This is a genomic window from Niveispirillum sp. (genome assembly GCF_052437035.1).
GTDB lineage: Bacteria > Pseudomonadota > Alphaproteobacteria > Azospirillales > Azospirillaceae > Niveispirillum.
Map to the genome: position 1 here is coordinate 176,742 of NZ_JBQVOH010000006.1, position 22,466 is coordinate 199,207.

Annotated in this window: 9 protein-coding genes; 3 read left to right on the top strand and 6 right to left on the bottom strand. The window is 66.6% G+C overall.

The features are described 5' to 3' along the window. Positions 1 to 279 precede the first annotated feature (279 nt). Positions 280 to 1,047 (top strand): 4'-phosphopantetheinyl transferase family protein, encoded by a 768-nt coding sequence (locus ACT6Q8_RS16320; RefSeq protein ID WP_444733019.1) that lies wholly within the window; start codon positions 280 to 282, stop codon positions 1,045 to 1,047. Here the strand turns inward: ACT6Q8_RS16320 and ACT6Q8_RS16325 are convergent, their stop codons facing one another. Further along, positions 1,048 to 1,917: an alpha/beta hydrolase family protein gene (locus ACT6Q8_RS16325; RefSeq protein WP_444733020.1), complete on the bottom strand. Its 870-nt coding sequence runs from the start codon at positions 1,915 to 1,917 to the stop codon at positions 1,048 to 1,050. It lies immediately after the preceding gene. A 162-nt stretch (positions 1,918 to 2,079) separates the two neighbouring features. Here ACT6Q8_RS16325 and ACT6Q8_RS16330 point away from each other — a divergent pair, with 162 nt between their 5' ends. Beyond that, the gene (locus tag ACT6Q8_RS16330) at positions 2,080 to 5,982 is read left to right on the top strand and encodes a S8 family serine peptidase (RefSeq protein WP_444733021.1); all 3,903 of its coding nucleotides are present in this window, start codon (positions 2,080 to 2,082) and stop codon (positions 5,980 to 5,982) included. 164 nt (positions 5,983 to 6,146) lie between these two features. Then, positions 6,147 to 7,178, top strand: a complete 1,032-nt coding sequence (locus tag ACT6Q8_RS16335) for a LacI family DNA-binding transcriptional regulator (RefSeq protein ID WP_444733022.1) — start codon at positions 6,147 to 6,149, stop codon at positions 7,176 to 7,178. Between the two features lie 109 nt (positions 7,179 to 7,287). On the opposite strand, the gene ACT6Q8_RS16340 is transcribed toward ACT6Q8_RS16335, so the two are convergent. The 5 genes from ACT6Q8_RS16340 to ACT6Q8_RS16360 all read right to left on the bottom strand — a co-directional run bounded on the left by ACT6Q8_RS16340 (position 7,288) and on the right by ACT6Q8_RS16360 (position 22,458). Continuing rightward, entirely contained in the window at positions 7,288 to 7,734 is a 447-nt protein-coding gene (locus tag ACT6Q8_RS16340; RefSeq protein ID WP_054169963.1) for a Crp/Fnr family transcriptional regulator, read from the bottom strand. Positions 7,735 to 7,797: 63 nt separating this feature from the next. After that, positions 7,798 to 9,741, bottom strand: coding sequence for a CHASE2 domain-containing protein (locus ACT6Q8_RS16345; protein WP_444733023.1), 1,944 nt, complete (start codon positions 9,739 to 9,741; stop codon positions 7,798 to 7,800). Positions 9,742 to 9,904: 163 nt separating this feature from the next. Then, positions 9,905 to 10,585, bottom strand: a complete 681-nt coding sequence (locus tag ACT6Q8_RS16350) for a hypothetical protein (protein WP_054169886.1) — start codon at positions 10,583 to 10,585, stop codon at positions 9,905 to 9,907. Positions 10,586 to 10,588: 3 nt separating this feature from the next. Then, on the bottom strand, positions 10,589 to 13,567 hold the full coding sequence (locus ACT6Q8_RS16355) for a CHAT domain-containing protein (RefSeq protein ID WP_444733024.1): 2,979 nt from the start codon (positions 13,565 to 13,567) through the stop codon (positions 10,589 to 10,591). After that, on the bottom strand, positions 13,567 to 22,458 hold the full coding sequence (locus ACT6Q8_RS16360; RefSeq protein WP_444739404.1) for an MBG domain-containing protein: 8,892 nt from the start codon (positions 22,456 to 22,458) through the stop codon (positions 13,567 to 13,569). Before ACT6Q8_RS16360 ends, ACT6Q8_RS16355 begins: the two co-directional genes overlap by 1 nt. Positions 22,459 to 22,466 lie beyond the last annotated feature (8 nt).

Below are 22,466 nucleotides of genomic sequence, written 5' to 3' on the forward strand. Positions count from 1 at the left end.
TCACGGCCGGGTCCCTTGTCCGGAAGGACCCGCTGCCGACAAGGCTCTGATAATGCTCGGGCGCCGAAATCCCGCAAAGCACAAACAGGGTTCAAAGTGCGGGAATATTGTAACGCTTCGGTAACAGGGAATGGGGAAAGATCATTATTCTCAGCGACGGCAAGTCTCCCCGCCCTTCGGGAATCGCGGGGCGGCCTTCCCGTTGCGTCGGGGCTTCTGTCCTTACCAAAGCGGCATGAACCGCCTATCATCCGCGCTTTCTGGAAACGGGGGCATCGTATGCGGGACGGGTTTGCCATGCGTGGCGACTGGCGACATGACGTGATCGTTGTGACCTTGGCCATCGATGGCCTGGGCACGCGGGATCTGGCGCCTTTGTCGCACACGCTGGACCGGGCCGAACGCGACCGCGCGGCCCGTTTCCAGTTCGATGCCGACCGCAACGCCTATATCGCGGCGCACGGCCTGACCCGCCTGTTCCTGGGTGCCTGGACGGGCCGCGCCGCCGGTTCACTGGCCTTCAATGCTGGCCCCTATGGCAAGCCGGTGCTGGTGCGCGGTGGCGCCTCCTTCAACCTGTCGCACACCCGCTCCATGGTGGCCGTGGCCGTCGCGGCACAGGGGGAGGTGGGCGTGGATATCGAACCGCTGGTGCCCAACCGCACCGTCGAACTGGATATCGCCGACCGCTGGTTCTCGCCCCATGAAGTGGCACAGATCGCCGCCGAGGGGGATGAGGATGCCAAGCGCACCCGCTTCATGCGCATCTGGAACCTGAAGGAAGCGGTGATCAAGGCCACGGGCCGGGGCCTGTCGCAGGAACTGACCGCCTTCACCGTCACCCCGCCCAAGGCCGACACCGCCCCTGTCCTGACGACGGAAGAGGAATGGCTGCGCGCCGGCGACTGGCGCCTCGCGCAATGGGATGTGGACGGCCATGTTCTGGCTGCTGCCAGCCTGAACGGCCCACCCGGCACGCTCCGCCACCTGCGCGTCACCGCCGACGGTCTGGCCGCCTTGGCCGATGGCGCACCGATTCTGGTGTAATCACACCCCCGCCACCAACGGCCACGCCGCTTTGCAGCGTTCGGAGAACAGGCGTAGATGGCCGATGGCCTTGACGCCAAGCTCCTGCGGCTTCACCACATGATGGCTGACTGTTGCCGCCGGGAAGAAGGCGGCATGGTCGCGCACGACCGGCGGCGGGATCATGGGGTCGTCGGCCACGGCGATCAGGCGCACCTCCCCCCTCATGCGGGTCAGGTCCGGCTGCGGCAGGGCGCGGCCCCAATCGCGGCGATAGAAGCCCCGCGTGGTGCACCAGCGCCGCCATTGCCAGAAGGCGCGCGCCGGCAAATCCTCCCCCTGCCCCAGGATGCGGCCCGGCAGATAGCCCAGCAGCAGCGTCGCCACCGGCCCCAGCACGAACCAGAAGGCTGCCGCCTTGCCGATGTAATTCAGGGGATGCCGGGTCCAGTGTGAGGGGCCGGTGGCCACCGTCGTCAGACGCCGGACCCGGTCGGCCTTTTCATGAAAGGGCAGCCCCATACCGCCCAGCGAATGCCCCACCACTTCCAGCGGCAGCCCCTCATATCGCGCCGCCAGCCAGTCCAGGGCCGCCGCCTGATCGCTGACGGCCCAGTCGCCCATGTCCGACCGTGCCGCCCACACCGGCCCCCGCGCCGACTGCCCGCAATCCCGGTAATCATAGATCAGCACCGCCGCCTGCCGCGCGCCGGCCAGCCAGGCCGCGAACTTCGCATAATAATCGCGCGGCACCCCCGTCGCCCCATGCAGCACGATGGCCAGAAGTGGCTCCCCGTCCGGCAGGAACAGGCGGCCCGCCAATGTCCAGCCATCGGCGGTGGAAAGGGTGACGGGCTGCTCGGTCTGCGGGGCGCTCACGGGATTGCTCATTTCCACCATCCGGGGTTTGAAGGGCGAATTATAACGAACGATCGTGCTTATATCAATCCCGACAGGTTATTACCTATAAGGTGTAATTTCATTACGGCCTCACTTGACCGTGCGACAATCCTACCGCCATAAATATCGTCAGGGGCGATATGGGGCGCGGATATGCAAATCAATGGGACACCGGCGGACGACATTCTCACCGGCGGTGACGGCGACGATACGATCAATGGCGGTCTCGGCAATGATACGCTGCGCGGTGGTGCCGGGGCCGATATTTTCAGGCTGCGCGCCGGTGAAGGCCAGGATCTGATCCTTGATTTCAATCCGGCCCAGGACAGGCTGGATCTGGGCATCACCTATGACAGCCAGAATGTCGGACTGTCGACCGACAGCGCCGGCAACAGTGTGGTCACCCTCTATCCCTTCACACCCGATCAACTGCGTTTCACCCTTGCTGGGGTGACACGGGAACAGTGGCTGGACCTGCGCGATGTGGACGGAAGGCGGCTGCTGCGTCCAACCGCTGATGACTATGGAGATACTTTCGCCACCGCCCCTTCCATCGGCAAGGGTGTCTTCGGCATCATCGACCGGGCCGATGATATCGACGTGATGCAGCTGCCGGGACTGAACGGCACGCATTACCGCATCGCCCTGTCGGGCGGCATTGCGGGAACCGCCCCTGTCGCCGAACTGATCAGTTTTGATGGCGCCGTCGTGGCGCGGACAGTGGCGCAGGATGGCGACAATGTCCTTGTCTACCGCGCCGTCACCAGTCAGCCCCTTTATCTGAAGATCCAGGGCGGCGGTACATTCACGGGCCAGTACCGGGTCAGCGTCATGGACGTGCAGGCCCCCGCCGACAGTGTCGGTGACAGCGCGGCCAGCGCCCGCAGCCTTACCATCGGCCAGAATTTCAGCTCCATCCTGGAACGGCGCGGGGATGAGGACTGGTTCGCGGTACAACTGACAGGCGGCACCCGCTACAGCTTCCGCATGAACGCGGATGAGAACACACAACCCAAAATCCCCGTCTCCGATCCGCTGCTGCGGCTGGTCGATACCGGCGGGCGGGAGATTGCCTATGATGATGACGGTGGCGATGACGGCAATGCCCACCTGATCTTCACACCGCAAAGCACCGGCACCTATTATCTGGTGGCCCAATCCACCTGGATCATGGATATCGGCTTCTATCAGGTCACCGCCGATCTGGCCCTGGCCGATGATTTTGCGGCCTCGATATCGGGCGCAGGCGCGCTGTCGGTCAATGGATCGGTGCGGGGCATCATTGATCAGGCGGGCGATCAGGATTGGTTCGCCATCGATCTGCTGGCCGGGCGTTCCTATGCCTTCGACCTGCTGACACGCCGGGATGGCAGCCAGCGGCTGGATAATCCGGCCCTGTCCCTGCTGGATGGCAATGGCGCCGCGGTGCTGACGGGCAGCGCCGGCCCCGGCCAATCCCACATCGCCTTCACCCCCACCACCAGCGGGCGCTTCTACCTGTCGGCGGCGGGTGCCGATACGGCCGCCACGGGCGGCTACACCCTGTCCACCCTGGGCTTGTCCCCCACCGCTTCCGGCAGCAAGGCGACGGCCAGCACCAGCCTTCCCACCGACCCGCTATTCACACAGCAATGGCATTTGGGGGATAAGGGCCTGAATGTCACCCCGGTCTGGGCCGATTATACGGGCCGGGGCGTCCGGGTGGGCGTCCTGGATCAGGGGGTCGACCGCACCCATCCCGATCTGGACGATAATCAACGCATCGACCTGTCGATCAATGCCGACACCGGCCTGCCCGGCGGGGTTCCGGTGCGGGCGCAGGATAATCATGGCACTGCCGTGGCCGGCGTCATCGCTGCGGAACGCAACGATATTGGCGGCATCGGCGTCGCCTATAACGCCGACCTTGTTTCAATCTACAGCCGGCTGGGTGGCACACCCGCCACCTTGGACCAGACCGTAGCCCGTGCCTTCGCCCATGCCCTGGGCAAGGTGGATGTGCTGAATAACAGCTGGGGCCTGGGCAACGCCTTCCAACACTCACCCAACAGCGCCTTCATGGATGATTTCGGCACGACCATGACGGCCAGTGCTGCAGCCCTGCGCCGGCTGGTGGCCGAAGGCCGCGACGGGCTGGGCACCGTGGTGGTGCAGTCCGCCGGTAATAGTGGGGAATTCGGCGATAACGGCAATCTGCATAACTTCCAGAACAGCCGCTTTACCATCGCCGTCGCCGCTACGAACAATCAGGGAAATGTCGCCGACTTCTCCACACCGGGCACGTCGGTGCTGGTGGCGGCCCCCGGCGTCGATATCCTGACCAGCGACCGAGCCGGCAGCGTGGGGTATGAGACGGGCGACAGCACGACCAAGTCCGGCACCAGCTTCGCCGCCCCTGGTATTTCCGGCGTCGTTGCACTGATGCTGGAGGCCAATCCAAAGCTTGGCTACCGCGACGTTCAGATGATCCTGGCCGCCAGCGGCGGCAACCGATCGTCCGAACCCGCGAAACCGGGCGCCCTCGGCTGGAACGGCACGGAGCTATGGCACGACACTCAGAAGGGCTTTGGCATCGTTGACGCCCGTACCGCCGTGCGTCTTGCGGAAACTTGGCAAGGTCAGCGCACACTGGGCAACGAACAAAACCTGACCGCCAGCTATCGGCCCGATATCGGCCTGCCGATCCTGACCGACCGCTTCACCACCTCGTCGGTGACGCTCGCCGCCAATCTGGCCATCGAACATGTCGAAGTGGAGGTGGCCATCAACCATACCTGGATCGGCGATCTGACGATCCAGTTGATCAGCCCGACCGGCGCGACCGCGCGACTTCTGGAACGTCCCGGATCGGGGCTGATATCTACTCATGGTTCCTCGCAGCAGGATATCCGCTTCACCTTCTCCAGCGCCGCCCTGATGGGGCAACAGGCGCAGGGGGACTGGACCCTGAAGGTCACGGGCGGCCAAAATGGCAATGTCGGTGAGGTGAAATCCTGGACCCTGCGCGTGTTTGGGGAGGATCGGGGCAATGACGATCTGTTCCTGATCAATGACCGATTAAGCGGCGAGATCCGTCTGAATGACCGGCAAGGTGGTGCGGACACGCTGAACGGAGCCGCCCTGACGCGCGCCGTGCAGATCGATCTGGGGGCAGGGCAGGCCAGCCTGGATGCCACCAGCAAGGCGCTGTTCCGGGCGGGCGAGATCGAACGCGCCTATGGCGGTGACGCGAACGACAGCCTAAAGGCCAGCAGTCTGGATAGCTATCTCCATGGCGGGCGCGGGGCCGACACACTGACCGGCGGGTCGGGCTTTGACATTCTGGTCGGCGGGGCTGGTGATGACCGGCTGAACGGCGGCGGCGGCATCGATATCGCCCGGTTCGCGGGCGACCGGTCAGCCTTCACCCTGACGCGGGATGGCGACGGCTTTCTGCTGTCGGGGCCGGATGGCCAGGACTTCCTGACCGGTGTGGAAATCGCCGTCTTCAACCGTGGTGCCCTGTTCCTGGGTGGCGCCGGCGGGTCGCTGTTCAATGAGGCGGGATATCTGGCTGCCAACCCCGATGTGGCCGCGGCCGTGCGGGCGGGGCTTTTCGTGTCGGGCCAGTCGCATTACGACGCCTATGGCCGGATTGAGGGGCGCTCCGGCGCCACCGGCTTTACCCTGTTCAACGAAGGCTTCTATCTGGACCGCTATCCCGACATTGCCGCCGCCGTGCGCAATGGCGCATTGGAAAGCGGCTATGCCCATTTCCTGAAATATGGTCAGGCGGAAGGCCGCGCCGCCTCGCTCTATTTCGACACCGCCTATTATCTGAAAAAGAATCCGGACGTGGCCGGGGCGGTGCGGGCGGGCGCCATCCAGGCGCTGGACCATTACCTGACCTATGGTCTGAATGAGGGGCGGCAGGCCAGCGCCTATTTCAACACCCAGGAATATCTGCGCCTCAATCCCGATGTCGCGGCGGCGGGCGTGAATGCCGTGAAGCATTTCCTGGCCTATGGTCAGGCCGAAGGGCGGCTGGCCGGCATCGACTGGGACTATCTGGGCTGACAGGGCGCGGACGTGCCCGCCCGGCTTTTGAGGGAACAGATAACGGCGAAAGGGCAACACTGGTGCCGGGAAGCACCCATCCTACCCATTCGCCCGATTGCCAGACGGCATACCCCCTCTATATGGTGCAACCAGGGAGCAACCAGGCAGAAGCCGGGATAACGATGCGGGCGAAAAGGCCGACGTCATTTGATATCGCCGAACTGGCGGGCGTATCACAATCCACGGTCTCGCGCGCCCTGCGCCGGGACAGTATGGTCAGTGAGGATACGCGCCTCAAGGTCGAACAGGCCGCCCGCGCGCTGAACTACAAGGTCGATGTGAATGCCCGCAACCTGCGGTCCCAGCGTACCAACACGCTGGCCCTGCTGCTGTATGAGGATCCGGGAACCTCTGAATCGCTGATCAACCCCTTCTTCCTGTCCATCCTGGGCAGTGTGACCCGCGCCTGTGCCAAGCGCGGCTATGATCTGCTGATCTCGTTTCAGCAATCCTCCAACGACTGGCACGCTGATTACGCGGCGTCCAAGCGGGCGGACGGCATCATCTTTCTGGGATATGGCGACTACACCTCCTACCTGGACAAGATATCGTCCCTGGATGAAGCGGGCATTCAGTACATCACCTGGGGGCCTGTCCTGCCCGGACAGCCGGGCCATTTCATCGGGTCGGACAATGTGCAGGGCATGGCCGACGCCGTCAGCCACCTGATCGCCATGGGCCATCGCCGCATCGCGTTCCTGGGCGATATCTCGGAAAACTGCCCCGAATACCGTGACCGGCACCAGGGCTATCTGAAGGCATTGGCCGCTGCCGGCCTGTCCGCCGACCCCGCCCTGCGTCTGGACAGCCAGACCTCCGAAGAGGCGGGCCACGCCGCCGCCATGCGCCTGCTGGACAGCGGCCAGCCCTTCGATGCCGTCGTCGCCGCCTGCGATCTGGTGGCCATCGGCGCCCTGCACGCCCTGCGCGACCGGGGCCTGTCGGTGCCGGGCGATGTCTCGGTGATCGGCTTTGACGATATCCAGGCCGCCAGCTACACCAACCCGCCCTTGACGACGGTGCGTCAGGACACGGTGGCGGCGGGCGAATTGCTGGTGGAAAACCTGCTGCGCCTGATGAACGACCAATTGCTGGATCGCACCATCATCCCGGCGAAACTGGTCGTGCGCGGCTCGACGCGGCGGCGGGGCTGATCCAAACGCTGTTGATTCTTCTCACCTTGCACCCTCACCCTCCCAAGCCTTGACAGGCTTGGCGCCCTCCCGCGTCAGCGGGTGGGAGGGTGAGGGAACAACGCCACCGTCACCCCTCATCCGCCAGCGTCTGCGTATCGCTGTTGGGGGCAATCTCACGGGCCTTGATGGCGCTGACGGCCAAAACCTGGCCCATCAGCCCTTCCAGCTGGTCATTGGCGGCGCGCAGGTTGCGGGCCAGGATGCGCACGATGCTGGCCACGAACGGATCGGCCTCGGTCAGGCGCTGGCGCACCTTTTCGCCGGAAATCACGATCAGGGTCGTATCCTCAACCGCATGGGCACAGGCCGACCGCGTGCCCTCATCGATCAGGGCCATTTCCCCGAACAGGCAGTTCGGCCCCACCTCGGCCAGCACGACCGGATGCTCCGGCTCCCCGCGCCAGATACGGATGCGGCCCGACTGCACCAGATACATATGCTCGCCGCGCTCGCCCGTCAGGAACAGCTGCTTGCCGGCCGGCACGAACTTGCGGTTAAGAATGCCCTCGGCCATGACCAGCCCCTCCTGAATGCGATGGCGTGTTATCGGTCCCGCAGCGCCCCCTTGGCAAGCGGATTACTTATCCGACATGACGACCAGATCGTCGCTACCGCCCTTGCCCAGCCGCTCCAGATGCAGGGCCACGGGCCCATCCTCGGGCCGTTCCGCCGCCAGCGCCTGGAACAGGGCCATCGCCTCGGTCTGCCCCGCCGCCATGGCGGCATAGGCCTGGGCGTAACGCTGCATGAACCCGCCCGTCGCCTCTTCCCCCGTCAGGGGCTGGAATACCGCGATGGGTTCGGTCTTGCCTTTCAGGACGACGCGCCCGATGGCACGGCGCGGAATGTCGGGGCAGCGTTCCGCGGTCGCCCCGCTCATCGCCACCCGCGTGCCGAAATATTTGTTCAGCCCTTCCAGCCGCGCCGCCGTATTCACGGCATCGCCCAGGGCCGTATACTCAAACCGCGCATCCGACCCGAAATTGCCCACGCTGGCCGGACCGGAATGCACGCCGATGCGCGTCATGCCGAACGGACGGCCAGCCGCCGTCTCCGCGGCCAGAAAACCTTGCGCGAACCGGTCCAGTTCCAGGGCGCAGGCCGCTGCCCGCGCCGCATGATCCGCCATGTCGCGCGGCGCCCCGAACAGGGCGAAGACGGCATCGCCGATGAACTTGTCCACGGTGCCGCCATGGGCGAACACCACCTTAACCATCCCGTCCAGATAGCGGTTCATGACATCGGCCAGCGTGGTGGCGTCCATCCCCTCCGATATGGTGGTGAACCCCGCCACATCGGTGAAGACATAGGACATGTCGCGCCGCTTGGGATCGATGGACAGCTTGGACGGGTCCTTCAGGATATCGTCCAGCAGCGCCGGTGACAGATATTTGGCAAAGGCCGCTTGCACGAACCGCTTTTGGTCCCGGTCCCGCCGCCCGCGCCAGATATCGGTCAACCACAGGCCCAGCATCACCGACAGCGACGGCCCGATCTGCGGCAGCAGGATATTGCCCCTGGCAAAGGCCGGCCCCGCCGCCATCCAGATGGCCACCACCAAACCCAGGCCCAAGAGCGCCCGCAGCCACAGCGATATCTCCACCAATCCCAGCACCAGACCCAGCCCCGCCGCAATCAGCCCTACAGCAACCGCCAGTCCCAATCCCTGCGCCGGTGCCACCCTACCCTCCAGTAATTGCGACAGGGCATGGGCATGGATGGTGATCCCCGGCAGCACCCCGGCATTGCCGGCAAAGGCCGTGCGGAACGGCGTGATATGCCGGTCGCGATCCGACAGGTCGGCCCCCACCAGCATGATCTTGTCCTTGAACCAGGCGGGCGGCAGCACTGCCACGGCATGGGCCGGGAACTGCCGGAAGGCCGCCGTCTGCGCATCCGGTCGCCCGCGCCAGGCGATGGGCGTCAAATCGCGCGGCGGGTTCAGGCCCAGATGTGCGCCCAGGGCCGGCACCACGCCCGCCTGCCATTGCCCATCCGCCCCGTTCTTGCCGGGGAATATCCATCGCACCGTGCCGTCCAGATTATCCTTCACCAAATTGGCCCAGCCGCGCCGTTCCGCCGGCACGAACTCGTTGAGATACACCACCTGCCCCTCGGTCAGCCCCTCTTCCGCTCCGCCATGGCTGACCACCAGGGGGATTTTCAGGGCGCGGATGGCATCGGCCAGCGCCTGATCCTTCTCCGGCTCCGTCGGCTGATCCAGCAGCACATCCAGCAGCACCGCCCTCGCCCCCTTGGCCTCCAGCGTGCGCAGCAGCGTGGCAAGGAACGCCCGGTCAACGGGGGAGCGATAGGGGAACCGCGCCAGCGTATCTTCATTGATGGCGACGATAACGATGTCGGGCTGCTGCGACTGGGCCGGCGTCATGGTCGCCACCCGGTAATCCGCCACCCAATTCTCGATCCCCTGCAAAAACGGTGCGGCCCGCACCAGCAGCACCGGCGCCAGCCCCGCCAACAGCAGGATCGCAGCAAAGGTCAGAAGGCGACGGATCGGCATGGGGCGCTCCCTCACCCTCCCACCCGCTGACGCGGGCGGGCCCCTCCCTCTCCCGCAAGCGGGCGAGGGGCGAAATTCAAGCCCCTCGCCCACGAACGTGGGAGAGGGAGGGGCCCAAGCCTGTCAAGGCTTGGGAGGGTGAGGGCAAATCGCTCTGCCACCCTCATCCCCCCGCCAGCAAGGCTCGCGCCTGCCGGTCGCATTGTTTGGCCGCCATCCACCCCGCCGCCATCTTCGGCGCCGTCACGCTGGCCGGCAGCATATGGAACGTCACCGCCGACGCCGCCCCGTTCAGCTCAAACAGCAAGGTCCCGCCATCGGCGATGGGCAGTTCCGGCAGGGCCAGCCGCCCCTCCCCCGCCGGCCATTCGGCATTGGCGGTCCAGGCGCGGTCGGCGGGCATCAGGGTCAGGCTGGCAGGTTTGGCCACATCAGCCCGCCACAACACCACCTCCTGTCCCGGCTTCACGCATGCCGCACCCGATACCGCCGGGTCCACCACCCAGGCCTCGGGCAAAGGTCCCGGCGCACCCGCATCACGCACGGCACCCAGGCTGGTCGTATCAGCCCCGCGTGCCGACAGCAGGCCCGCCAGTTGCTGCGTCGCTCCCTGTCCGGCACTGGCCGGCGTGCCCTTGAACGGCCCGCGCAATGTCACCTGCGCCCCATCTTCCCCGATCAGGACCACGCGCGCGCCATCGGCCAGGGTCAGGGGCGCCTTATCGTCGATGGTGGCGCCGGGCGCCAGATCGCTGCCCTTGGCCTCCACCACCACCAGGGGTGCCGCCTGGACAGGACCGGCCAGCAGCAGGGCAAGCGCCAGAAGCGGGGCAGAACGAACCATGGATCAAACTCCCTTTTCGGATTGTGGGGCGGCACCGACCAGGGTGAAGGCCGCCCAATTGAAAGGATGCGCCGTCGCGGGATCGGACGCCAGAAGCCTTTGCGCCCGCGCCAGCGCCTGGGCGGTGTCGCCCCCGCCGGCAAACAGCCCCGTCATCAGCCGCACTGTCGGCGCCGATGGCACCTGCCAATGGCTGACCAGCAGTGACCGCGCACCCGCAAAGAAGAAGCTCTCCGCCAGACCCGACAGCGCCTCACCACCCAGCCGCGCATCCCCGCCCGCCGTGTTGCAGGCCGACAGAACCACCAGCTCGGCATTCAGGCGCAAGAGCGCGATATCGGACGCGGTCAGCAAGCCGTCATCGGCGGCGCTGGCCGGCATCGCGTCGGGCGGGGCCAGCGCCAACCCCGGCTGCGCCTGACAGCGCAACTCACCTGGCAGCAAGCCGTGCGTGGCGAAATAGACGATGCGGTACTGGTCCAGCCCCGCCCCGCGCACCGCCGCCTTGGTCACCGCCGGCCCCGTGATCAGGTCGCCCGGCGCCGCCCCCAGCCGCCCGCCAATGGCCCTTATCTCGTCCGCCGTTTCCGGCAACGGAGCCAGGGCGCGCAGTAGCGCGGGGTCCAGCGGCGCATCGGTGCGGCATTCCTCGCCCAGCGCCTTCAACCCGCCCGCTTGCCCGCCCTGAAACGGCGGCGCGGCAAAGCCGATGAAGGGCTTGGTCGCCGCCGGCCGCACCTGTCCGGCGTTCAGCGCCAGGAAGGACGGCACCGACGGCACCACCGACAGGGCTATATCTCGCACCATCCACGCGGCCTTCGCATAATCCCGGCCCACGGGCTTGTCCCGCACCAGCAGCGCCGGTGGCAGGCTGGACAGGGCGGCAGAGGGCACCAGCACCAGATGCTTCACCCCCGACAGCACCTCTCCCGCCCCGCCGAACAGCCGGACATAGAGATCATGCGACAGATCCAGGTCAAACGGCGGCAGCACGCCCGCGCGCGGCGTGATGGACCGGCGCAGTTCCCCCACCTTCTCCTGCAAATCGTTACGGTTGACCGTAACTGGATACGCCAGGATGCCGGATTTTGTCAGAATGAACCCATAGGACCCGCTGGCCGCAAACGCAAACTGCACCAGCGCCTGCCCCTCCCCCAACCGGGCCGACAGGGCGGCGGCGGTCACGGGTGCCGGCTTGGTCAGCCTTGCATAGTCCGGAAAGGCGGCCTGCAACTGCCGCTCCAGTCCCTGGGCGTCCGCCGTCGATGCCTGCAACTGCTTCAACAGCTCTGCCTCGCGCGCCTTGTCGCGCTGCGCATCCGGCTTCGCGGTTTCCGCCGCCGCCTCGATCCGCAACCGGTCGCGGCTGCGTACAGCGTCCTGCTGCCGGCGGATCAGGTCGGCAACGGCGGGGTCGCTGCTGGCGAAGCGGGCGGCAGCGCGCGTGATGGTCTGGCCCACCACGCCCTCGCGCACCATCTGCAGGGCCGCGAACATTTCCGCATGCAGGGCCGCGCGCTGGCCTGCATCCGCCTGCCCCTGCCGGTACAGCACATCCAGGAATGGGGCCAGACGGTCCAACGGCAATTGCCCGCGTTCGGTATCCAATGCCGCCAGCATGGACAGCGCCTCGCGGTAAATGGCCAGGGCTTCGGCATCCATGCCGGCCTGGGCATAGACGCGGCCCAGTTCCAGCATGCTGGACGCCACCGGCCATCCCGCCCCGAACAGCTGCTTGTTCGACCCCACGGCCTTGGACATCAGGGCCGCACCACCCGCCTCATCGCCCTTGCCGGCCCGCGCCAGTCCCTGGATGCCCAGGATGCGCGCATGCCACCAGGGCGGCAGGCCGCGCGTACGGCTGAACAGGTTGGCCGCCTCGATGGTCGCCGCCTCCGCCAAGCCATATTGCTCCAGCCGCAGAGAGACCGTGGCCTCCAGCAGCAGCGAATGGATCAGGTCGCCACGCGCCGCCGCCAGACTGCCCAGGACGGCGCGATTGGCCCCGCCGCCCGCCTGTTCCTCCAAATCATCGACGATGGCGCGGCGGATGGCGCTGCTGTCCCGGCCCAGCGACAAGGCGCGCCGCGCATCACCGCTATTGGCGGCATGAAACGCCATGTAACTGCCCAGCCGCGCCCGCGCCGCCTTGTCGAAACTCTTCTGCAACAGCGCATCGGCGCGGCGGAACAGGGCATCCGCCTCCGGTCCCCGACCCTGGTTCGACACTTCCAGGGCCAGCGCCATCAGCGTGTCACCCGCCCCCGGACTGTCGGCGCCCAAGGCCTTGGCCTGGATATCCAGCGCCCGGCGATAGGCGGCCTCCGCCCCTGCATAATCCTCTACGGAATTGGACAGGCGCCCCACCTCAGCCAATCGCTCAAAATTGTTCAGGTCGCCACGCCCGAAGCGCAGCGCCTCATCCCCCAGTGCGGCGCGCAATAGGGCCACCACATCAGCCCCGCCCGTGACCGGTCGTGCGTCCAAAAGCCTGGGTGCGGCCATCAGCAGGTCGACAACGGCGGGAATGCCGTCCGCCTGCACCATCCGCCGCCCATCGACCTGCGTCACCCCGACGTAGGGCCAGCCACCCTCGCGCAGCTGGCACTGGGCCAACAGCCCCGCGCCACCCGGCAGGGGTTGAGTGCCCTGGCAGATGGCCTTCTGCGCAAGGGCACCGGCCCAGGCGGTGCGGTTCGCCTCCACCGCCAATTGCCGGGCCTTGGCCTCGGCCCCTTCGGGCAGCGGATCATACAGGTCGGTGACGGCGATGGACCCGCTGGCCTGTTCCCAATCCCCGCAATAAAGCGCAAAAGCCTTGCCCTCGGCGGCTTCCATGGGGATGGCACGGCATTCCTCGCCAATGGCATTGCGGCCCAGCGGGATTGGCCCCTCAGGCCCCTTGGTGGCGGCCACCGGCCCTTTGCCCGCACAGGCGGACAGCAACAGCAGGGACAGGATCGCAAGCGGCAGCCGGCCCATCACCACACCCGTCCCAGATTGGGGAATTGCTGTTCCAGGCCCGGCGTGCCGTCCGGCGTCTCACCAGGCAGGCGGCGCTGCTGCGACAGAAGGCCAGGGATCATCTCCTCCGCCGCGCTGTCATCATCCGCCGCCGACCCGCTGGCCGACTGCACGCTTTGGTTCACCGCCGCCAACGCCGCGGACCCGCCATCGCCCGCCGGTGCCGGGCTGGCGGCCACCGGGGCCGGTGGCGGCGTCACAACCGGGCTTGCCACCGCCACCGGTGCCGCGACCACAGGCACCACGGGCGCGGTCACGGGCTTGGTAATGGTCGTCACGGGCGCCGTCTCGGCCACTACAGGCGGCAGAATACCGCCACCGGTCACGGTTAGCAGGCCGTCAACGTAAGTAATCTGGTAATTGCCATTGCTGATGCCGTCGGCATTGATGGCATAGTTCCCGGCGGGCGACGCCGTATCGGCCAGCGTCTGGAACCGCAGCCCCGTCAGCACCGCCGCCCCATCGCCATTCACCAGACCCTGGAAGCGCGCAGTAAAGACCGGGTTCGCCGCCCCCGCCTGCCGGGTGGCATTATCGACCAGCACCGACAGCGGCGCGGGCGTAATGACGAAATCGGCACCCGTATAGCTGACCCGGTAATTGCCATTGGCCGACAGGCTGCCCTGTGTAATGGCATAGCGTCCGGCATTGCTGCCAGCAGCCCGCACCAACCCGCCGGTCAGCACGCCCGTGGCACTGTCATCCCGCTTCAATCCCGATACCGTAAAGGTCAGGGCCGGATCGGCGGCACCATAGATCCGGGACACGGCATTGGCCGTGACCGACAGTAGGGCCGGGTTGATCACCATCTGCGCACCCGTGAAGGACAGGGTGTAATTGCGCGAGGTCAGGGCGAGGCTGCCCTGGTTGATGGCATAGGTGCCGACATCCTCTCCCGCCGCCCGGCCCAGGCTGCCCGATAGCACCGCCCCCGCACTGTCCCCGCGCTTCAGGCCGGAAACGGCATAGGTCAGCGCCGGGTCACCGTCGCCATAGGTGCGCGTCACCATGGCCGCCGCCACCGACAGGTTAGCCGGGCTGATGGTCAGGGTGCCGGGGGTGAAACTGACGGTATAGTTGGGGCTGATGCTGGTCAGGCTGCCCTGGTTGATGGCGTAGATGCCGGCATCCTCTCCGCCTGCCCGGCTCAAGGCACCGGACAGTACCTTGTCCAAACTGTCCTTGCCGCGCAGGCCTGTGGCCGTATAGGTCAGGGCCGGATCGGCATCGCCATAGATCTTGGACAGGTTGGCCGCCATCACGGCCAGGGTCAGGTTGGCGGGCCGGATGGCAAAATCCGCGCCGGTAAAGCTCAGCTTGTAATTGGCATTGGCCGTCAGGCTGCCTTGGGCGATGGCATAGGTGCCGACATCCTCGCCGCCCGCGCGGCTCAACGCACCCGACAGGGCCGATGCCGCGCTGTCGCCACGCTTCAGGCCGTTGACGGTAAAGGTCAGTTCCGGATCCTCATCCATATAGATCCGGCTGACGGCATTGGCCGTCACCGACAAGGCCGCGGGCGTGATGGTCAGGGTCCCGGCATTGAAACTCAGCGTATAATTGGCGCCTGCCAACAGGCTGCCCTGTTCCACCGCATAGGTGCCGGCATTCTCCCCCGCCGCGCGTTTGATCTCCCCGGTCAGGCTGTCGCCCGCCACCAGGCCTGCGGCTGTGAAACCCAGGACCGGATCGGCATCGCCATAGATCTTTGTCCCCGACCCCGCCGTCACCGTCAGGGCGGCGGGCGTGATGGTCAGGGTCCCGGCATTGAAGGTCAGCGTATAGTTCGCCCCCGCCGACAGGCTGCCCTGGCTGATCGCATAGGTGCCGACATCCCGGCCCGCCGCCCGCGCCAGGGCACCCGACACACTGTCCCCTGCCACCAGACCGGACACGCTGTAGGTCAGGGCCGGGTCATCACTGCCATAGACCTTGGTTGCCGATGCCGCCGTCACCGTCAGGGCGGCAGGCGTGATGGTCAGCATCCCGCCATTGAAGGTCAGGGTATAGTTCGGCCCCGCCGACAGGCTGCCCTGGCCGATGGCATAGGTGCCGGCATTCCGCCCCTCCGCCCGTGTCAACCCACCCGTCAAACCATCGCCATTGACCAGACCGGTCACGCTATAGGTCAAGGTTGGATCATCCGCACCATAGACCCGCGTCAGGCTGTTCGCTGTCACGGTCAGGGCGGTGGGATTGATGGTCAGGGTGCCTGTCGCCCCCTGCCCGCCTTCCATCACATAATTGCCGGCATCGGCACCGGTCAGGCCGTTGATGCGCTGCGTATAGGTCCCCGCCCCCAGTTTCGGCCCCGGCGTCACGGCGCCGCCGGCCCCTTCCACGCTGACATCGGCCTTCACATCATCGCCGGCCAGCAGACCGGTCAGGGTGACCGCACCCGTGGCTGCATTCTGGCCATAGGTGGCGGTGACCGATGCCACGCTGGCCGTCAGGGCCTTGGCCGCAATGGTCAGCACCCCATTGCTATTGCCCGACCCGGCCAGCACATAGTTCGATGCCGACCCGCCACCCAGCGCCATCATGGTCAGGTCATAGGTCCCGACCTTCAACCGGTCCGACAGGGTGCCGGACACCAGCGTCACGGCACCGCTGACATCATCCCCCGACAGAACGCCCGTCAGGCTGGGCGTGCCCAGCACGGCCAGGGTGCCATAAGTGCTGGCAACATTGGCGATGCTGAAATTCACCGTTTTTCGCGCAACCGTCAGGTTGCCGGCACTGCTGCCGCTATTGGCCAGCCGGTAGTTGCTGACATCGCCGCCGCCCAGCGTCACCGTCTGATCATAGGTCCCCGCCGACAGCCGATCTGACAGTGTCACCCCCGACAGGCTGACACTGGCCGTCACATCATCCCCGTTCACCACCCCCGTCAGGGTGGCGGTGCCCAGCGTCGCCAAGGTGCCATAGATGCTGTTGACCGCACCGACATTGTAGGCCAGTTCCTTGGCCGCGATGGTCAGGGTACCGTCCGTGTGGCCCGACGCCGCCAGCTCATAATTGCCGACATCGCTGCCGGTTACGGCCGTCACCTTCTGCGTCAGGCTGCCTACGGCAGTGCGCGGAGCCAGGGTCACCGCATCGGCACCGCGATAGGTGGTGACCGTTCCCGTCACCCCATCCCCATCCACCAGCCCACCCAGCGTCACCGTGCCGCCCGTGGCGGTGGCGCCATAGGTGCTGCTGCTGTTGGTGATGGAATAGGTCAGAGACTTCTTGGTCACCGTCAGGGTGCCTGTGCCGTAACTGAACCCATAGCCCAGGTCCGACGCCAGCGTCCCGACCCCCGCCGTCAGGGTGTAGGAACCGACATTCCGCCCCGCCCCGGTAATGGCACCGGTCCCACTGACGGCATTGCCCAGCGTGTCACCCGTCACCAGTCCGGAGATCGTATAGTTCAAGCCTGTGATGGTGGACCCGGTATAGACCCGGCTGACGCTATCGGGCGTCACTGTCAGGGTGGGGGCATAGCCATAGACGAACCGGCTGCCGCTGTTGGACACCGCCGTATAAGTATGGTCGGTAAAGCTGAAGCTGCGGTTATAAAGCGGCAGGGCCGAAATACCGCCCGTGCTGCTGGTCAGCGGACTATTGGAGAATACCAGGAACCGCCCCCCACCCGTCACCGACAGGGCGCTGGACCCGGCGCTATTGGTAAAGGTGCCGTTGGCGGCCAGGATCAGGGCATCGCCGCTGCCATTGGCCGCCACACTGGCCCCCGACGCCAGGGTCAGATTGCCACCACTGGTCAGCTTCACCGTGCCTGTGGCATTGACCCCCGCCACCGACCCGATGGTGCCGATAGTGACCGCCCCGGACAGGCCGACATCGACAGAACCGGTATTGGCCGCCACCGTACTGACGGCGTTGGACGCATGGGCCAGCGTATAGGCACCGCCCGCCCCGTTCAGCGACAGGCCCGATGCCGTGATGGCGGCACTCTGCGTTACCGTGCCTATGCTGGTTAGGGTCAGATTGCCCGTACCGGCATTAACCCCCGCCACCCCGTCCACGGTACCGATGGCAAAGCCGGTATCATCACGAAGGGCGATAGCGCCATTGCTGCTGCCGGTCGTGGCCGCAAAACTCGTGACGGCATTGTTCACGCCCGACAGCGCCACCGCCCCGTCCGCCGTCACCGCCAGACTGGTGACGGTAATCGCACCCGTCTGCCCAATCGCCCCACCGCTGCGCAGATGCAGCGTGCTGCTGCCTGTGGGTGCGATGGCCCCCGTCACGCTGATCGCCCCGGCGCTGCCCGATCCAATGCGGATGGTCCCCGCCGTCACGCGGTTCAGTTCCGCCGACGAAATCTCCAGCCCGCTGCCGCTGTCGGTGGCGGAGCCCAGGTCGATCCCCCGCGCGGCGGTGGATGTTGTCAGGGTGGCCGTGGCCGTCCCGGCATACACCGACCCGGTCAGGTTCAACCGGTCGGCCGTCAGGGTGATATCCTGGTTCTGCGTGCTGATGGCCGCACTGACGGTCAGCAAGCCCTTGGTATTGGCCGACAGGCTGCCCGCATCCGCCCCGCTGCCCGTGGACAGGGCGCCGCTGATGGTAATGGCGCCATCATTGCTAATCAGGCTGGTGTTATCCTTGAACGCGGCCCCGGCAACGCTGACCGCCCCCGTCCCGTCCGACCGCCCCACCGTGACGCTGCTGAACCCGGCGCGGAGGCTGTCCAGTTCCGTCTGGTCCAGTTCCAGATCGCTGGACGTCGCCCCATCGCCAACGCCAATGCTGGCGGATGTGCTGTTGGGCCGCAGGATAAGGTTGCCCGTCCCGCCGATGCTGATCGCCGCCGTGCCCGTCCCGCTGGTCAGGGTCATGCGGTCGGCGGTCAGGGTGACGGTCCCGGCATAGGCGTTGGTGCCGTCCCAGCCGATATAGGCCCGGCTGCTGTCCGCCGACCCGTCATTGGCGGCGATCACGCCATTGGTCCCCGTGGCCGTCAGGCCCAGCGCGCCGCCGCCCGTACTATAGATGGCACTGCGCGTGCCCGGATCATCGCGCAGCAGGATGCCATAGCGATTGGTCCCCGCCGCCGCCTGCGCCCCGTTCAGGGCGATGGCCCCGCTGGCGCTGCGGATGGTGCTGCCATTGCCGATGGCAATGCCGCTGGTCAGGGTATTGCCCGTGCCCCCGGCCCCGTTCAGCGTGATGGTCCCGGCCCCGGCGGCAATCAGGCTGCTGGCGCTGACATTGATGCCGATGCCGGTCGCAGAATTGGTGCCGGATGGAGCACCGTCACCGTTGATCAGGATAGTGCCGCCCGACCCGCTGTTCAGCGTGCTCGAGGTGATGTTCACCCCGATGCCGGTATCGGCCTTGCCCTCCGCCGCGCGGTTGGCCGGCGTCGAACCGCTGCCGATGGTGATATTGCCGCCATTGCTGGACAGGGTAGCGCCGCTTATGGCCACACGGCCCGCCGATCCGCTCTCATTGCCATCGGCGGCCAGCACGATATTGACCTTGCCCGACCCCGACACGCCGACATTGGCCGACACGGTCACATCAATGTCGCTGGACAGGGTCAGTGTACCCGTCCCGGACCCGGCATAGGTCGCAGCCTGCCCCAGGGTGATCAGGCTGGCTGCGGCATAAAGGCTGACGTTGCCGGTAAAGGTCAGGCCTATCGTCCCCGCCACAGTCCCGACGCTGAACGCATCTGTGCTGCGGAAATCCACCGATCCGGTATTACCGGCCAGCGTCGTCACACTGTTGCCTGACCGGGTCAGCGTATAATTTCCGCCGCTGCCCAGCAGCGACAGGTTCGTCACATTGATATCGGCACTCTGCGTCACCGTCCCGGCGCTGGCCAGTTCGATGACATTGCTGGAATAGGACAGGCCATCACTGATCACCAGATTACCGCCATCCAACGCGCCCAGGCGGATCACGCCGGCACTGATCTGGCCGATTTCCGTTCGCGAAACATGGGCCTTGCCCGACCCCGCGCCCGTGGCCCCCACATCCATCTGCCCGCCCGTGGCGAAGGGGCGCAGTTGCACGCGGCCTGTGCTGGTGATGCTGGTGCTGGACAGGGCGATATCGCCGCCGGCCAGGATAATGGTCCCCGCCCCCGCCGACACAGTCGTGCCGGTCAGGGCCAGATTGTCCCGCCCACGCAAGCTGACATCGCCGCCATTGCTGGTGAAGCTGCCATTGCCCGCCGTCAGGGTGCCGCTGCTGCCCCCATATCCGGCAGTGGCATCGACATTCAGCTTGCCCGTGCTGGAACCGGCCCCGATCCCGGCATTGAAGGTCAGGTCCTGGGCCGCACGCAGGGTCAGGGTGGCATCCCCGCCCGCCGATTTGGCGATGGAATTGCCGACGGTAATGTCGCCCACCCCTGCCTCGGCCAGGGCATTCTTGCCCGCGTCCAGGAAGGTCTGCAAAAGGCTGGCGATGGAACTCCCGATGGTCAGGCTGCTGCTGATCAGCTCAAACGCACCGATGCCGGTCGTGGATGGGTTGGCCGAAACCGTGACGGTGCCCGTATGCTGTCCATGACCAAGGGTCAGGGTGCCGGCGGTAACGGTGCCCAGCTCCGCCGTGGACAGGGCCAGACCCGCCGTATCGTCGGTCCCGCCGATGATCAGATTGGTGCTGTTGCTGCGGGTACGCAGGGTGACGCGGCCCGCCGACCGGATGCTGGCGCCCGTCAGGTACATGCTGTCGGCACGCAACTCGACATCGCCCGCCTGGCTGCTGCTGGCCCCGCCGACATTGCCGCTGCCGCTGAACAGCAGGCCGACACTGCCCGCCCCCTCCGTCGCCGTCACGGTCGTCTTGCCGCTGCCCGACGTCACGCCGAACCCGCCCATGACCAGCACGCCATGATTGGCCGTGCCCGTCCCGCTGCTGCTGCCGGTCCCGGTCAGGCCGACGGTGCCCGATGTGCTGCTGATCCCGCCGCCGCTGCTGCCGTCCAGCCGGATACCGACGGATCCGGTACCGCTGCCATTGGCCGTACCGGTGATACTGACCGCACCGGACCCGGTCGTAGCTGTAGCACGGGCAAAATCTACGCCGACAGAACCCGTACCGGTCACGGAAAGGGCACCATTACCGCTCGACAGCGTACTGTTCCCGGTCAGCAGCACGCCCGTGGCGCTGCCCGTACCGGTCAGGGACAGCGCCCCCGACCCCGTGCTGAAACCGGCACCCGACAGGTTGACGCCCGTCGTGGCCCCGGTTCCCGTGGCGGTCACGGTGATGCTGCCGCCATTGCTGCTGAAACTGCCGCCCGTGGCCTGGAACGACCGACCGGCATTGAAGCTCATGGACAGGGTGCCGCTGCTGGAACTGACCCCGATGCCGCTGGCAAAGCTGATATCCTGCCCGGCATTAAGGGTCAGGGCGGCGCCCGTCCCGCCGGTCTTGGCGATGGAACTGTTGATATTGATATCGTCACTGGCCGCCAGGGTGACGCTGGTGCCGCTGTTCAACAGGGTCTCAATGGCTCCCGCCGTGATCACACTGTTGACCGCACCCTGGTCACCCACATTGTCCAGATCGCCGGCATTTTCCAGATCGTCCCCGGTTGTGCCGTCGCCATTCAGGTTGGGCGTGCCACCGATGGTGATGTTGGTCGGGTCCAGCAGCAATTCGCCGGCCTTGCCGCCCGCCCCGCCAGCCAGATCGGCGGTACCGGCAAAGCGCAGGCTGCCTTTGCCCGACACTTCGGCAAAGCCGCCATCGGCGGCACCGCGCGCGCTGACGGCCCCTTCATGCACAGTGCGCCCATCGGACCAGATGATGATGCGCCCGCCATCGCCCCCGCGGCCATCGGCCATCACCCGGCTGCCGGCATCGATGCGCGTCGTCTGCGACCGGTGCAGATCGCCCCCGCCCTGGAAGTCCCCGCCGATCCGCACCGACCCGCCACCGACCGGCCCCGACGCGTCAACCGTCGCCCCGGTCAGCGTGACCTTGTCACCCAGCACATCGATGGACCCGCCTTCGGCGCGGACGGTTCCGGAAACCTCCGTTTCCACCCCCTCCCCGCCGATGATGATGCGGCCATCCACCTCCCGCGCTGCCGTCGCCTCCACCAGCCCCCCGGCATTGACCACACCGGCCAGCCCATCGCGCGCCGCCCGTGCCGTCATCAGGACCTGCGCGCCCGTGAGGGTCCCATCATTCAGGACCCGTCCCGCCAGTTCCGCCGGGATTTCAAACCGCAGCAGGCCATCGCCCGCCAGATCCAGCGTGAACCGCTCCGCCCCGGCCAGAACGACCCGGCCAAACCGCGCCTCGATCAGTCCGCTATTGCGCACGTCGGGTGCCGCCAGAACGGCATAGCCACCATCGGCCACGCGGATGGTGCCCTCATTGACCACCGCCGCCCCGGCCTGCCCCGCCTTGCCGAAGGTCAGGCGCCCAGCGGCAAAATCGGCATTGTCGATATCCGCCGTCGTGGCCAGAAACGCGCCGGCATCGATGCGCGCCCCCCGGCCCATCACGATCCCGGCCTTGTCGATCACCACGACCTGGCCATTGGCCGTCAGACTGCCGTCAATCCGTGTGCCGGTACCGTGACCGATCACGCGATTGATCAGCAGCGATCCCGCCCCCGGCTGCGTCACGGCAACCGACTGCCCCGCCCCGATATCAAAGCTGCGCCAGTCGATCAGGGCGCGGTGACTGGTCTGGTTGATCAGGGTCTGGGTGCCCTGGGCGCTGATCCCCGCCCCGCCCACCACGACAGTCCCGCCCTGTGGGGATTGCGCCGCCGCCGGCAGGGTGAAGACGGATGCCAGCGTCAGGGCGCGAAAACCGCGCCCCCACCGCCTCTGCCCCGCCCTCTGCCGCCGCGCGCCCTGCATCCCATCCC

Excerpts from the sequence above, each read along its gene's own strand:
- ACT6Q8_RS16320 (WP_444733019.1), top strand. The coding sequence starts at position 280 with ATGCGGGACGGGTTTGCCATGCGTGGCGACTGGCGACATGACGTGATC.
- ACT6Q8_RS16325 (WP_444733020.1), bottom strand. The coding sequence starts at position 1,917 with ATGAGCAATCCCGTGAGCGCCCCGCAGACCGAGCAGCCCGTCACCCTT.
- ACT6Q8_RS16330 (WP_444733021.1), top strand. The coding sequence starts at position 2,080 with ATGCAAATCAATGGGACACCGGCGGACGACATTCTCACCGGCGGTGAC.
- ACT6Q8_RS16335 (WP_444733022.1), top strand. The coding sequence starts at position 6,147 with ATGCGGGCGAAAAGGCCGACGTCATTTGATATCGCCGAACTGGCGGGC.
- ACT6Q8_RS16340 (WP_054169963.1), bottom strand. The coding sequence starts at position 7,734 with ATGGCCGAGGGCATTCTTAACCGCAAGTTCGTGCCGGCCGGCAAGCAG.
- ACT6Q8_RS16345 (WP_444733023.1), bottom strand. The coding sequence starts at position 9,741 with ATGCCGATCCGTCGCCTTCTGACCTTTGCTGCGATCCTGCTGTTGGCG.
- ACT6Q8_RS16350 (WP_054169886.1), bottom strand. The coding sequence starts at position 10,585 with ATGGTTCGTTCTGCCCCGCTTCTGGCGCTTGCCCTGCTGCTGGCCGGT.
- ACT6Q8_RS16355 (WP_444733024.1), bottom strand. The coding sequence starts at position 13,567 with ATGGGCCGGCTGCCGCTTGCGATCCTGTCCCTGCTGTTGCTGTCCGCC.
- ACT6Q8_RS16360 (WP_444739404.1), bottom strand. The coding sequence starts at position 22,458 with ATGCAGGGCGCGCGGCGGCAGAGGGCGGGGCAGAGGCGGTGGGGGCGC.